Annotated in this window: 10 protein-coding genes; 6 read left to right on the top strand and 4 right to left on the bottom strand. The window is 69.5% G+C overall.

What is annotated here, in order from left to right:
- The first annotated feature begins 182 nt into the window (after nt 1–182).
- From ABIC25_RS09555 to ABIC25_RS09545, 3 genes are all read left to right on the top strand, one after another.
- Nucleotides 183–788: a helix-turn-helix domain-containing protein gene (locus ABIC25_RS09555; RefSeq protein WP_004019154.1), complete on the top strand. Its 606-nt coding sequence runs from the start codon at nt 183–185 to the stop codon at nt 786–788.
- Between the two features lie 70 nt (nt 789–858).
- The gene (locus tag ABIC25_RS09550; protein WP_354561154.1) at nt 859–1,824 is read left to right on the top strand and encodes a PDR/VanB family oxidoreductase; all 966 of its coding nucleotides are present in this window, start codon (nt 859–861) and stop codon (nt 1,822–1,824) included.
- A complete protein-coding gene (locus ABIC25_RS09545; protein WP_354561153.1) occupies nt 1,821–3,122 on the top strand; it encodes an amidohydrolase family protein in 1,302 nt (433 codons plus the stop codon). The genes ABIC25_RS09550 and ABIC25_RS09545 overlap by 4 nt, the downstream gene beginning before the upstream one ends.
- 195 nt (nt 3,123–3,317) lie before the next feature.
- Here ABIC25_RS09545 and ABIC25_RS09540 read toward each other — a convergent pair whose 3' ends face one another.
- A complete protein-coding gene (locus ABIC25_RS09540) occupies nt 3,318–3,794 on the bottom strand; it encodes a cupin domain-containing protein (protein WP_354561151.1) in 477 nt (158 codons plus the stop codon).
- 160 nt (nt 3,795–3,954) lie between these two features.
- Here ABIC25_RS09540 and ABIC25_RS09535 point away from each other — a divergent pair, with 160 nt between their 5' ends.
- The 3 genes from ABIC25_RS09535 to ABIC25_RS09525 all read left to right on the top strand — a co-directional run bounded on the left by ABIC25_RS09535 (nt 3,955) and on the right by ABIC25_RS09525 (nt 10,862).
- Entirely contained in the window at nt 3,955–5,046 is a 1,092-nt protein-coding gene (locus ABIC25_RS09535; RefSeq protein WP_354561149.1) for an alpha/beta hydrolase, read from the top strand.
- Between the two features lie 144 nt (nt 5,047–5,190).
- Nucleotides 5,191–9,444 carry a non-ribosomal peptide synthetase gene (locus ABIC25_RS09530; protein ID WP_354561147.1) on the top strand — a complete coding sequence of 1,418 codons (4,254 nt, stop codon included), beginning with the start codon at nt 5,191–5,193 and terminating at the stop codon, nt 9,442–9,444.
- On the top strand, nt 9,426–10,862 hold the full coding sequence (locus ABIC25_RS09525; RefSeq protein WP_354561146.1) for a sensor histidine kinase: 1,437 nt from the start codon (nt 9,426–9,428) through the stop codon (nt 10,860–10,862). The genes ABIC25_RS09530 and ABIC25_RS09525 overlap by 19 nt, the downstream gene beginning before the upstream one ends.
- On the opposite strand, the gene ABIC25_RS09520 is transcribed toward ABIC25_RS09525, so the two are convergent.
- The 3 genes from ABIC25_RS09520 to katG all read right to left on the bottom strand — a co-directional run bounded on the left by ABIC25_RS09520 (nt 10,823) and on the right by katG (nt 14,376).
- On the bottom strand, nt 10,823–11,512 hold the full coding sequence (locus tag ABIC25_RS09520; protein ID WP_248643637.1) for a response regulator transcription factor: 690 nt from the start codon (nt 11,510–11,512) through the stop codon (nt 10,823–10,825). The genes ABIC25_RS09525 and ABIC25_RS09520 overlap by 40 nt on opposite strands.
- Before the next feature lie 57 nt (nt 11,513–11,569).
- Nucleotides 11,570–12,049 carry a DUF2231 domain-containing protein gene (locus ABIC25_RS09515; protein WP_248643636.1) on the bottom strand — a complete coding sequence of 160 codons (480 nt, stop codon included), beginning with the start codon at nt 12,047–12,049 and terminating at the stop codon, nt 11,570–11,572.
- Between the two features lie 101 nt (nt 12,050–12,150).
- Nucleotides 12,151–14,376 (bottom strand): catalase/peroxidase HPI, encoded by a 2,226-nt coding sequence (gene katG / locus ABIC25_RS09510; RefSeq protein ID WP_354561143.1) that lies wholly within the window; start codon nt 14,374–14,376, stop codon nt 12,151–12,153.
- Between the last annotated feature and the right edge of the window lie 23 nt (nt 14,377–14,399).

Here is a 14,399-nt window from a genome sequence, read left to right as displayed (position 1 = left end):
TGCACGAGAGGGTTGGTGGTCCCGCTGTGGCTGGGGGTCGGCGGGGGTGGGGCGGTTCGTGATACTTGTTGATCACGTCAACACGACCGAATATAGGAATGCGCTGTTGCCGCGACGTTAACCAGCGCTGCGGGCGTGTAACCATCGGTGGCGATTTCTCGCCGGAGGAAGGGGGTGGCCGCATGGCGCTCGACGAGCCGGATCTCGCGCAGGTGTCACTCGGCACCGAAATCCGCCGACGCCGTAAGCAGCACGGCCTCACACTGGCGAATCTGGCTGCACAGGCCGGTATCTCGCACCCGTTCCTGTCCCAGCTCGAGCGCGGTTACGCGCGTCCGAGCATGACGACGCTGGAACGGATCGCCCGAGCCCTGGACACCACGCAGGTGAGTCTCATGCTGGCCGCCGATCCCACGCACGTGGCAGGAGTCCCGCCCGCGGCGCCGATGGGGGCACAACTGGTACGCGCGGGAGAGGGCGCGACCCTCCCGCAGGCCGGGGACAACGCCGGATATGCGCGCCTGCTCGTCCGCGGCGACGCCGTCTTCTTCCCGCAGGAGCAGTTGTTGAACAGGAGGGACCACGGCGAGTACTTCCAGCACGAGCAGGACGAATGGCTGCACGTCGTCGACGGCGAGATCGAGGTGGACCTCGGGGATGACAGTGTTCTCGAATTGCGAAGAGGCGACAGCCTTTACTACGCTGGCGGCATTCCCCACCGATGGCGGCTCATCGGTGCCGTGGCTGCTCGCCTGATCGTTGTCCAGGCGTCGGCGCAGGTGCCCTGACCCGCGGTGGTGGGGCTGGTTCCCGTGGCTGGGAATTCCGGCGGAGATCGAAGTATCGAGGAGATCTCCGATGTCATTGTCAGTGAACGACGTCCAGGACACCGTACGTGTTCGTGTGGTGTCTCGGCGTCGGATCGCCCGGCGGGTGGACGAATTCGTCCTCACGCCGTCCGGAGACGAGGCGCTGCCGCCGTGGACCGCCGGTTCGCACATCGATCTACACACGCCTGCCGGACCGGTGAGGCAGTACTCGCTGCTGTCCCCGCCCGATGACACGGACAGGTATCGGATCGCCGTCGAACGCCGGCTCGACAGCCGCGGGGGTTCGGTCTCCGCGCACGACGACGTCGAGGTCGGCGCCGAGGTGACGATCAGTCTGCCGCGCAACCACTTCGCGTTGACGCGCGCACTCGGGTACGTGTTCGTGGCGGGCGGCATCGGCATCACTCCCATCCTCGCCCTCGTCGACGAGGCCCACCGCACGGGCCGGCCCTGGCGGCTCGTGTATGTCGGGCGTACCCGCGCGGACATGGCCTTCGTCGAGGACGTCGAGTCCAGGTACCCCGGGCAGGTGACGGTCCACGAGTCGAGTCGATCGGGTCGCCTGGATGTCGGCGACGTGCTCGCCGGCCTGGCACGCGGTACCGCCGTGTACACATGCGGTCCGCCGTCGATGCTGGATGCGGTTGCGCGCGTGTGTGAACCGCAACCGGCGGTCGATTCGTTCGCGGAGAAGTTCACCGCGACGTCGACGGAGTCCGAGGCCAACGCGGAGTTCGAACTCTCGCTTGCCTTCTCGGGTGTGACGGTGACGGTGCCGGCGGACCGCACGATCCTCGACGTCCTCGACCGACGCGGGGTGGTGGCCCCCTCGTCGTGTCGCGAGGGGGTGTGCGGAACGTGCGAGACCGGGGTTGTCAGCGGCGAGGTGGACCATCGGGACTCGATCCTGTCCCCGGAGGAGAGGTCCGAGAACGAGTCCATGATGATCTGCGTGTCTCGGTGCACGAGTGGTCGATTGGTTCTCGAACTGTGACCACGACCGTGCTCACCGGGGCCGCAGCGGTGCTGCGCGACGCCTCGACGGTCGCGCGGGACCCGGTCGTCGTGGTGGACGGGTGGATCGGCAACGGCGCCGACGGACAGGACGGGGCAGATCAGGTCGTCGACGTCTCGGGGTGCGTGGTCACCCCCGGCCTGGTGAACGCCCACCATCATCTGTTGCAGACCGCGTTCCGATCGCGCCCGGAGAGTCGATCCGTCCCGATGTCGCAGTGGCTCGACTCGATGGCGCAGCGCTATTCGTCGATCGGTGTGGACCCCGAACTCACCGCCGCGGCGGCGTCCGTCGGACTCGCGGAATCGCTGCTGTGCGGTGTGACCACGGTGGCCGACCACCACCTCACCTGGCCACGGGATCAGGACCCGGTCGCACTGGCGGGTGCGACGATCGGTGCCGCCGCACGGGTGGGGGCGCGGCTGGTGTTCGTGCGGGGCACCGCTCGTGACGACCCGGATCTGGCTGCCGCATCGGTCGAGGACATCCATCGGACGTACCTGGATGCGGCTTCGACCGGAACCAGCCCCGACGGAATGCTCCAACTGGCCGTCGGGCCGTCCGGAGTGCACGCCGACGGACCCGAGACCTTCGCGACGCTCACCGAGGTGGCGGCCCGGCTCCGCCTCCGTCGCCGCACGCAGGCCAACGAGCAGATCGATGTGCAGGTCGCCGCGGAACGATACGGGCGACGTCCCCTTGCACTTCTCGATGAATGGGGATGGCTCGACGACGACGTCACTGTCGCGCATCTCTGCGACATCACCGACGACGAACTGACTCTTCTCGCTCGGTCGGGAGCCTCGGCGACTCATGCCCCCGGATGCGACGTGCCGATGGGCTGGGGTGTCGCGCGGGTGTCCGCGCTCATGTCGGCGGGCGTGCGGGTGGGGCTGGGCACCAGCGGCGGGGGAAGCAACGACGCCGGGCACCTGCTCGCCGACGGTCGTCTGGCGATGCAGGTTTCGGGGCTGATCGGCGAACCCGTGACGGCGCGAACGGTTCTCGCGATGGCCTCCGAGGGTTCGGCGACCGGACTCGGCCGCGCCGAGCTGGGGCACCTGCGGCCCGGGGCCGCAGCCGACCTCTGCGTATGGGACTGTTCGGACGTCTTCGACGCCGGGGTCCCGGACCCGGTGGACGGACTGCTCTGGGCGGGCCCGGGCCGTCGACCCCGCGACGTCATGGTCGGCGGACGGTGGGTGGTGCGCGACGGCAGGCTCCTCACCGCGGAATCCCGCACGCTCGCAACCGAACTCGGAGGGCTACTGCCGTAGCCCTGCCCGGAGTGCGAAGGACGCCGCTGCTCCCCGAGGAGCGAGCTTGCGCAGGCCCCCCACCGCTCCCTGAGGAGCGAGCTTGCGAGCGTCACGAAGGGTCGTGGCGAGGCGGGCTGCGAGACCCTTCGAGGCTCGTCGCTAGCGCTCCTCGCACCTCAGGGAGCGGCGGGACGAGGAGCCGAAGCGGTTACGTCAGGACGAAGCCGTCGCACACGGCGGAGCCGGAGCGTCCTCGGACAGCGGCTTGTTCAGCGGCATGAGGTACAGGACGTCGAGGACGACCGGGGTGGTCCCGAGGTTGGTTCCCTCATGGGTGTTCGCCTTGCCCCCGGGCTCCTGGATGATCTCACCGGTCCGGTAGACGACCGGTTTGCAGTCGGAGCCGGGATGGGTGAGCGTGCCCTGGCGGACCAGGCCGATGAGCGTGCCGTCGTGGTAGTGCCAGCCCGTGGTGCCGCCGGGAGCGATGGTGATCTCGCGGACCTCGACGTGCACGCCGTCGGGCACGAAGGGCAGCAGATCCGCCGGGATGTCCGCCTTGGCCAGGCTGACCGCCGAGATCCCGGACGAGGGCGTGGCATTCGCCGCCGTCGACGACATCGCGAGGGGCGTCAGGAGAGCGGCCGCGGCGGCAAGCGTCGCGACGGCGGTGCGCAGGAGAGGTGTCATCGTCCGACCGTACGTCGACCGGGCGGAGGGGATAACCGATTCGTCCGATTCCGTTGGGGGCAGCTCTGGACGATTGACCCGAACGGTTCTGGGTACAGGTCGATGTGCCTACGATGGCGGAGCCGGGTCGATGACCCGGCCCGAACCCAGGGAGCCGTGGATGTCTCGCTTGTCCCATGTCGCGATCGTCGTCGGCGCTGCCTTCCTCTGCTCGGTGCTCGGTGTGACGGGGCTGCTGGTGCCGTCGGCCGGTACCGCGGCCGCGGACACCCTCGCCGGGGTCCGTTACGCCAAGGCGACCGCGGGCGCGCCGTACCGGGAGACCTGGGTGTCGCCGCGGAACCTGGTGGTGTCGGTGTGGTCGCGGTCCATGCAGACCCAGGTCCCGTCGCTGGTGCAGACGCCGGCCAACCGGAACCAGGCCGCACCGGTGATGTACCTGCTCAGCGGATCGACGGGCGGCGAGGACAACGACGACTGGACGCACGCCACCGACGCCAACTCCTTCTACGCCAACAAGAACGTGTGGACCGTGACCCCGATCGGCGGTGCCGCGAGCTACTACGCCGACTGGCGCCGCGTCGATCCGGCCGCGAACTTCCGCTTCGGCGTGAAGTCGTCCCGGCCCCTGCGGTGGGAGACCTTCCTGACCTCGGAATTGCCAGCGGCGTTCGAGAACGCGCACGGGGGACGATCTGGTCCGGGGCGCTCGCGCGGCGTCGCGGGGATCTCGATGGCAGGTACGGCGGTGCTCCGGATCGCCGAGAACCACCCGGGCTTCTACCGGGCGGTGGGCTCCTACTCGGGATGCGCCGACACCACGTCGCCCACCGGACAGCTGCTCCTGCGCAATGTGGCGTTCGTGCCCGGACTCGCCGACGCCAGCAACATGTACGGGCCGCCCGGCGATCCGCAGTGGGCGGCGCAGGACCCGGTGATCAACGCCTACAAGCTCGCTCGCCGCACCCCCGCCCTGTGGATCAGCGCGGCGACCGGCCTGCCCGGCGCGCATGACAACCTGTCCGACCGGCGAGTTGCCGGCAACGTGGGGGAACTCGCCGAGCAGGTCGCCGCCGGCGGTTTCGCGGAGGCGACCGCACGATCGTGCACGGTGACGATGGCTAATCGTCTCGCCGCGCTCCGCATCCCGGCCGTCGTCCGGCTCCCGGCGACCGGTACGCATTCCTGGGGGTACTGGGAGGACCAGATGCATGAGTCCTGGCCGATGTTCGCCCGCGCGCTCGGGGCGTGACGCCGCGGGAGATGCACCGCGGGCGGCGGTCGCCGTCGACCGCCGGACCTCGCGTTTCAGCGTCCGTTCAACTCGGCGGACCTACGGTCGGGACGTGATCTCGGGGCACGGCTCCACCAGACGATGTCCAGGGGGCGATCCGCGATGACCGTCACCCGCCGCGGCCTGTGGCTGTCGCAACTGCTGCATCCCGAGGTCTCGCACGTCGTCGCCTTCGGCCTGACCCTGTCCGGCCCGCTCGATGCCGAACAACTCCACCGCACGGCCCGCGCGGTGCTCGATCACGTCGGCTGGTGCGACGTACGTCTGAGTCCGGACCGTTCGCCGGCCGACGGTCATCCGCATCCCGTGCAACCCGCCGGCTCCGGACTGGACCCGGTGGCGTGCGTGGACCTGTCCGCGTGTGCCGACCCGGCAGCGGAGAGCGAGTCGCGAGCGCAGCGTTTCCTGGATGATCCCGCGGGCGCCGACCTCGGACTCCCGCTGTTCCGCAGTGAACTGCACGTTCTCGCTCCCGACTTCCACCGGTGGATCGTGCGTGTTCATCACGTGCTCACCGACGGCGCCGGCGCCTTGCGGGTGATGGCGCACATCGCCGCCGTCTACGCGGGTGCCGCGCGGCCGGATGAAATGCCCCTCGCCGACGACCTCGAACTCGAGGCCGAAGAGGAGAGGTATCGCGACTCGCGACGCCGAGGAGTCGACGAGGAACACTGGGCGCGACGACTCGACGCCCTCGAACCCTCTCGGCTCGCCGGTACCGTCCCGCGCCTCACGTCGTCGATCGTGCGCGTCACCCACACCCTGACCGGTCCGCGCACCGCGTCATCGGCGGAGTTCGTCACCGGGTTCGCCGGTCTGTGCGCCCGGCTCCTCGACACCCCGGACGTGGGTCTGAGTCTTCCGGTGGCGGCACGTACCTCGGCGGCGCGTCTACGGGCGGTGCAACCCGTCTCGAACGTCGTGCCGTTGCGCCTCGCCGGAATCGGCGACCGGGGCGCAGGTCAGGCCCTCGCCGACGTGTCGTCGGCCCTGGTCGACGCGCTGCGCCATCAGCGTTTTCATCGTGAGGACATGCTGCGGAACCGGAAGGAGCTCAACGACTTCGGCGCGGTGGTCAACCTGTTGCCGGGTTTCGATCCGCCCGCCGTCGACGGTCTGCACTGGGGACTGGAGGTGATGCGGACCGGTCCGATCTCCGACGTCGCGGTGACCCTGCACCCCGCGGACCAGGACGGGCGTCAGGCGGTGACCTGGGAAGCCCCGGCTGCCGTTTTCGACAGCGACGCGCTGGCCACCCTCGCCCGACGCTTCGACCGACATCTCACCGCCACCCTCCTCGAACTGGACGGCGGCCCGACGATTCCCGACGACTCGGTGTTCGTCGACGGCGAATGGGAGCGGTTCCGGTGCGTGAGCGGGCCGCCGACGCCGCCCTTCACGCCGACCGTGAGCCACCTCGAGAACCACTGGACGTCGGACCCCGAGGCCATCGCGATCATCGACGGAGAGGTCTCGGTGTCCCGGCGCGAGTTCGCCCGCCGGGTGGATCGCGGGACCCGGTTGCTCGTGGAGGCCGGGGTCGGTGCGGGCGACCGGGTGGCGGTGTCCATCGAGAGGTCGGCGGCCTCCGTCGTCGCGTTCTGGTCGGTGCTGTGTGCGGGCGGCGTATGGGTGCCGATCGGCGACCCGTTCGCACCGGAGGCGCGAACGCGTGATCTGCTCGATCGCTCGGGCGCCAAGGTCGGGTTGTGCGTGCCGGGCGCCCCACGCCCGGGCTCGATCCGGTGGCTGGATCTCGAGCACAGCGACCCCGATTCCCCGGAGGCCGACCGGAGGCCGGGACTGGACTGCGGGCCCGACGACGCGGCCTACCTGTTGTTCACATCGGGGTCGACGGGAACCCCCAAAGGCGTGGTCATGACCCACCGCGGCCTGCCCGCCCTGATCGCGGAGATCCGACAGACGTATGCGCTCACGTCCGGGTCACGCATCCTGCACGCCTCGTCCCCGACCTTCGACACGGGGATCGTCGAGATGCTGTGCGGGGTCGTCTGTGGGGCGACCGTCGTCGTCGCGCCGAACTCGACTCCCGGCGGGGATGGTCTCGCACACCTGATCCGACGCCATCGCGTCACCCATCTCATCGTCACCCCGTCGGTCCTCGACACCCTGCCCGTGGATCTCGGCGACGACCTGGTGCAGGTGATCATCGGCGGCGAACCGCCCTCGCCGCGGTTGGTCGACCGGTGGGCAGGGCGCGTCCGACTGCGAAACGCATACGGACCCACCGAGTCTCGATGTAGCATCAACATCTCCGCGCCGCTGTCTCCGGGCGGGGCGATCACGGTGGGCCCGCCGATGGTCGGGGTCGGCGAGGCGGTCCTGGATCGCCTGGGGCGGCCACAGCCTCCCGGTGCGCTCGGCACCCTGCACTGTGTGGGTCCGCAACTGGCCGACGGCTACCTCGACGACCCGGCGTCGACGGCCGAGGTCTTCGCGAAGAGCGCGTTCTCCGACGACGAGATCATGTACCGGACCGGGGACCTTGCCCAGTGGACCGAGGCCGGTGAAGTCCGTGTGCTCGGACGGCGCGACAGCCAGGTGACCCTGCGAGGATTGCGCATCGAACTCGCCGAGATCGATGCCGCGCTGGGGCGATGCACCGGTGTGCGCAGTTCCGCGACGATCCTGCGTGAGTTGCCCTCGGGCCGTACCGCGCTGGTGTCATTCGTCGTGCCGCAGGGAACCGGAACGGACGTCGACGCACCCGGGCTGCGTCGCGCGGTCGCCGGTGTGCTGCCGTCGTACATGGTCCCGGCGCTCGTCGTCGGCATCGACGCGCTGCCCCGTACCGGCAACAACAAGCTCGACGTCGGAAAGCTGGCGGACCACCCGATCCCCGGTCGCCGGTCGGCGCGTAAACCCATCGGCTCGCACGAGACCCTCCTGGTGCGGGTCGTGGGTGAGGCGCTGGGCACCGACGCGGTGGACCTGTTCGCCGGCTTCCTCGAGCAGGGCGGTGACTCCCTGGCGGTCATGCGGGTCGTCGGCTCGCTCACGGCGGCGGGGCATTCCGAGATCGGGCCCGACGACATACTCACCGCCCCCGACCTGGAGACACTGGCCGGGCGGATGGTCGCGCCGGTGTACTCGGACATCGTTTCGCCGCGGGAGGCCGGGTCCGACGACGACCGGCCGCTCACGTCCGCGGAACGGACGGTCGAACGCGCGCCGGGGCACCCGCACGGGCAGCTCGTCCGCGTCGCATGGGTTCCCCCTGAAACCGGGCGACCCACCTCGGCCGAACTGCGGGAACTGCTCCGCACGTTGGCCGTTCGGCACCCTGCCCTGCGGTCGATCTACCCCGACACCCCCGCCGGGCCGGTCCAGCGGGCGCTGGCGGGGGGCGCCGACGCCGCGATCGATGGTGCCGTGCAGGTGGTTTCGGAGTCGAATCCGAACCCGACACGCGAGCGGCTGAGTGCACTGGCCGAGCAGATGTCGGCGACGCTCGACGTCCGGGTGGCTCCGCCGTTCAGTGTCCGCATCCTGTCGGATGCCGACGGCGATGTGGAGGCCGCGGTCGCGGTGTTCCATCACATCGCGGTCGACGGTCAGTCGCTCGGAACTCTGGCTCGGGAGGCGGACCTGATCGCTCGGGGGGCCGATGTCCCGGCCGTGCACTCCATCTCGCCGCCGGCACCCCGCGCCGACCGCGGTGTCGACGGCGCGTCGTGGCAGAAGTTGCTCGGCCTGCCGCCCGAGCAATCGTTCACGCTGGACGGGGTGAACCCGGTCTCGCGCACACGGTCAGCGGCGATCCGCCGTCGAGCCCTCGTCGACGCGCATGTCCACACACGATTCCACACCGACGCGTCCGAGCGGGGCATGACGTCGTTCGAGGCGTTCGGTCGATCGGTGTCCGAGGCGTTGGCGAGGCTGACCGGACAAGATCGGGTGATGGCGGCCACCGCGGCGTCGACGCGGCCGGTGGGTGCCGGGGACACCGTGGGGGACTTCGTGATCTCCGCGATGACGCCGCTCGACGCCCGGGAGGATGTGCGCGACTCGGTGGAGCGGACCCGCCGGTGCATCGGCGCGGCGACGGGGCCGATGGAAGACGTGCTGGACGCACTGGGACGCCCGGTCGTCGACGGTCGCCTCTTCCCGGTTCCGGTTCTCCTGGGCTGGGTCCCGACGATCACCCGGCCGAGCGCGGGTGGTCATCTGTACGTGTTCCCACCGCGGATCACGCGATGGATGCTGCAGATCGAGGGCTCGCCGACCGCGAAGGGGGAGCTGCAGGTCCTGGTGACCGGTGCGGCCTCCGCCCTCGCGGAATCCCGGGTCGAGCAGGTCCTCGCCGAGGTCGTCGCGTGCGTGCGCCGGGCGTGACACCCGCGGTGCCCGACCGCCGACGGCGATTCCGGGCGGCCAGCGTTCGCATGCGACTGACGGTCGTCGGCGCGGCGATGCTGTTCACCGCACTGCTGATCGCCGGCGCGATCGTGCTGTTCGTCCTGTATCACTCGTTGAACACCGCCGCCGACGGCGCGACCGCCGCACGCAGCGGAGAGATCGTCGACGCGATGTCGCGGTCGGGCGTCGCCGGACTCGATCCGTCGCTGCTGGAACGGACGGAGGCCGTCGACATCGTCCAGATCGTCGGTCGCAACGGCGACGTGCTGGCCGCCACGCCCGGTGTCGAGCAGGACCGGGCGCTCGTCCCGCCCGCGGGCCGGGCCGGTGTGAGCCACGTGATCGACGCCGCATTCTCCAGGAGCGACACCGAGTATCGCGCGACCGTTCAGGGTGCCGAGGTGTCCGGTGACCTCGTCACGGTGGTGGTCGGAGCCGGGGAGGGCAGCATCCACGCCACCGTGTGGACGGTGTTCGCCGTGCTGTGCGTGGTGTTCCCGATCATTCTCGCGGCGGCCGTCATCGCGACCGATCAGCTGCTACGGCGAGCGCTGCGTCCGGTCGAGTCCATCCGCGCCGAAGTCGCCGACATCTCCCGTGCGGGCGTCGCCCGTCGGGTGCCCGTCCCCGACACCGGAGATGAGATCGCGACCCTCGCCGAGACGATGAACGAGATGCTGGACCGGCTCGCATTCGCTCGTGACCAGCAGCTCCGTTTCGTCGGTGATTCGTCGCACGAGTTGCGGAGCCCGCTCGTCACCATCATCGGACTGCTCGAGCTGGCCGACCGGACCGGCGAGCCCATCGACGACGATTCGGTGTCGACGCTTCTGCTCCCCGAGGCATACCGCCTTCGAGACCTGATCGACGACCTGCTGCTGCTCGCGCGCGCCGATGAGTACGGGCTGCGCCCCGAGTTCGAGGACGTGGATCTCGACGACATCGTCAACGACGAGGTGACCCGGCTCGACCTGACGACCGAACTCGACGTCGACGCCACGGTTCTCCCGGTGCGGGTGACCGGCGACCGGCGACAACTCGCGCGAGCGTTGCGGAATCTCGGCGACAACGCGACCCGGCACGCCCACGGCGCGGTCAGTGTCACGATGGCGGTCGGACCGGAGCGGGTGGCGGTGACCGTCGCCGACGACGGTGTCGGCGTTCCTGACGAGGACCGGGATCGGATCTTCGACCGGTTCGTCCGCCTGGACACAGCTCGTGAACGCGGCGGCGGGACGGGTCTCGGCCTGTCGATAGTGGCCGAGATCGTGCACGCGCACGGCGGGACGGTCGCGGTCGCCGACACCGGGGGCGACGGGTTCGCCATCGAGCTGTCGCTACCGCGCACGACACCTCACGACAGCGGGCCCCCGCCGTCACCGGCGAGGAGATAGCCTGCGCCCCGGACGGTTTCGATGGTTCGACAGCCGAACGGGGTGTCGATGCGCCGGCGCAGATAGCCGACGTACACCTCGACGATGTTGTCGTCGCCCCGGTAGTGCGCGTCCCACACCGATTGCAGGATCTCGGCCTTGCTGACGACTGTTCCCTTGTGCCGCATCAGGAACTCGAGCACGGCGAACTCACGGGCGGTGAGGCGGATCGGGGTGTCGCCGCGCCGGACCTCCCGCGTTGCGGGGTCGAGGGTGAGCGAACCGGCACGGAGCACGGCGGGACGCTCGGGCGCACCGCGTCTCACCAGCGCCCGGAGGCGGGCCGACAGCACGACGAAGGAGAACGGTTTGACGAGATAGTCGTCGGCACCGAGGTCGAAGGCGTCTGCCTCGTCGTATTCGCCGTCCTTCGCGGTGAGCATCAGGACCGGCGTCCACACGGCGCGCCCGCGGAGCTCGCGGACGACCTCGTACCCGTTGAGGCGCGGCATCATGATGTCGCTGACGATCACGTCGTAGGTCCGAGTGCAGGCGCATTCGACGCCGTCGACCCCGTTGTCGGCCGTGTCGACCGTCCAGCCCTCGGCCGCCAGGGTGCGGCGGAGGGTCTCGGCGGCCCGCGGGTCGTCCTCGATCACCAGCACGCGCATGCGTCCCAGTATCACCGGCTGGGGTCGCAGCCCGCGAACCCGTCGACCCCGCGCGTCTCATGTCCAGACGGCGCGTGCCCCGCTCTCGCCGATGCGGTACACCATGATCACCGACACCACGGCCACGACGACGAGCAGCGCGCCGAGAGCGATGGCGACGGGTCGGCTCGTCGGGATCGTCGTTCTGGACACCCTCGTGCGGACGGCGGTGAGCAACCGGTCGTCGTGCACAGCCCACCACAGCACGGTCAGGGCGAAGAGAGGTCCGACCCAGTAGATCAGCTGGTCACCGAGGCCTGCATGACGTTCGACCGCCGCACTCGCGGGCACCTGTTCCTCCAGCGATTCGCCCGCGGAGGTGGTCAGCGGGACCGCGATGAGGGTGCCCAGCGCGACGAGCGGGGTGAGGATGCCGAGCCGACGACGCGCGGCCGGCCACACCACACCTGCGATCGCCATCAGCGCGGTCAGGGGAACGAGGACCACGACCAGGTGCACGAGGAGTGGGTGAAGGGGGAGCCCGTTGATGGTGTCCACACCGTGAACCTAGCTCGGCCGAGTTGAAGGGCTGCTGAATGCGGAACACCCCGCGGGCAACGGGCCCGCGGGGTGTTCTGTGTCGTGACGGCCGTGGCTGATCAGGCCAGATCGAACCGATCGTTGTTCGAGACCTTCACCCACGCCTTGACGAAGTCGTTCACGAATCGCTCCGCCGAGTCGTCCTGGGCGTAGACCTCCGAGAGGGCACGCAACTGAGAGTGCGAACCGAAGACGAGGTCGGAAGCCGTTGCCGTCCACTTCTTCTCACCGGTGGCCCGATCGGTTCCCTCGTAGACGTTCTCGTCGGAGCCGCTCTTCCACTCCGTGTTCATGTCGACGATGTTCCGGAAGAAGTCCGTCGTCAGGACGCCGGGGCGGTCGGTGAACACGCCGTGCTTGCTGCCACCGTGATTGACGTCGAGTACGCGCAGACCGCCGACGAGTGCGGTCAGCTCGGGCGCGGTCAGATCGAGCATGTACGCGCGATCGAGGAGCAGCGACTCCAGCGGTGTCTTCTCGCCGCCCTTGCTGTAGTTGCGGAAGCCGTCCGCGCGTGGCTCGAGAACCTCGAACGAGTCGACGTCGGTGCTCTCCTGCGACGCGTCGGTGCGACCCGGGGTGAAGGGCACCGTGACCGGGAATCCGGCCGCCTCCGCGGCCTTTTCGACCGCGGCCGCGCCGCCGAGGATGATGATGTCGGCGAGCGACACCTTCTTGCCGCCCGACGCCGAGTCGTTGAAGTCCTTCTGGACCTGCTCGAGGACCGGTAGCACCTTGGCCAGTTCGCCGGGCTCGTTGATCTCCCAGTTCTTCTGCGGTTCCAGGCGGATGCGTGCGCCGTTGGCGCCACCGCGCTTGTCGGTGCTGCGGAAGCTGGCAGCCGATGCCCACGCGGTCTTCACCAGCTGCGTCGGCGAGAGGGCGTCGAGCAGAGTGCTCTTGAGCGAGGCGATGTCGGCGTCGTCGATCAGTTCGTGATCGACGGCGGGCACCGGGTCCTGCCAGATCTGCGGCTCGGGAACCCACGGACCGAGGTAGCGGCTGACCGGTCCCATGTCGCGGTGGAGCAGCTTGTACCAGGCCTTCGCGAAGGCCTCGGCGAGCTCCTCGGGATGGTCGAGCCAGCGGCGGGTGATGTCGGCGTAGATCGGCGACTCACGCAGTGCCACGTCGGTGACCAGCATCGTCGGGGCGCGCCCGGGTCCGCCGAACGGATCGGGGATGGTTCCTGCTCCCGCACCGTCTTTCGCCACGTACTGCCAGGCGCCGGCGGGGCTCTTGGTCAGCTCCCACTCGTAGCCGTAGAGGTTCTGGAGAAAGCCGTTGCCCCACTGGGTGGGGGTGGAGGTCCAGACGACCTCGAGGCCACTGGTGATGGTGTCCTCGGCCTTCCCCTTGCCGTAACCCGACTTCCAGCCCAGTCCCTGCTGCTCGATGGGTGCGCCTTCGGGCTCGGGTCCGATGAGGTCGGCGTTGCCGGCTCCGTGGGTCTTGCCGAAGCTGTGACCGCCGATGATGAGGGCGGCGGTCTCCTCGTCGTTCATCGCCATGCGACTGAACGTCTCGCGGATGTCCTCGGCTGCGGCGATCGGGTCCGGCTTGCCCTCGGGGCCCTCGGGATTGACGTAGATGAGACCCATCGTGGTGGCGCCGAGCGGCTTCGCGAGCTCCCGCTCACCCGAGTACCGCTTGTCGGTACCGAGCCAGGCATCCTCCGGTCCCCAGAAGACCTCCTCGGGCTCCCAGATGTCCTCGCGGCCGAAACCGAATCCAAAGGTCTTGAAGCCCATGGATTCCAGCGCCACGTTGCCGGCGAAGACGAGGAGGTCGGCCCACGAGAGCTTGGTGCCGTACTTCTGCTTGATGGGCCACAGCAGGCGGCGTGCCTTGTCGAGGTTCGCGTTGTCCGGCCAGCTGTTCAACGGGGCGAAGCGTTGCGCACCCTGGCCACCGCCACCGCGGCCGTCGAAGATGCGGTAGGTGCCGGCGGCGTGCCAGCTCATGCGGATGAACAGGCCGCCGTAGTGGCCGTAATCGGCGGGCCACCAGTCCTGCGAGGTGGTCATGAGCGAGACGAGATCGGCCTTGAGGGCCTCGACATCGAGCTTCGCGAACTCCGCCGAGTAGTCGAAATCCTCACCGAGCGGGTTGGAGAGCGAGGAGTGTGCGTGCAGGATCGAGAGGTCGATCTGCTCGGGCCACCAGTCCTTGTTGGTCAGCGGCGCATGAGCTTTCGGCTCGGGCGACGAGATGACCGGGTTCTCGCTCTCGCTGTTGCTACGGGTCTGCTCGTCGGAATTGGGCGGGCGGCTGTCGGAGGTCACGACATTCCTTTCGAGGGGGAACT

The sequence above is a fragment of the Gordonia sp. PvP123 genome (genome assembly GCF_040547295.1).
In the GTDB taxonomy this organism is placed as follows: Bacteria; Actinomycetota; Actinomycetes; order Mycobacteriales; family Mycobacteriaceae; genus Gordonia; species Gordonia terrae.
This window is presented reverse-complemented; position numbering and strand designations above follow the sequence as displayed.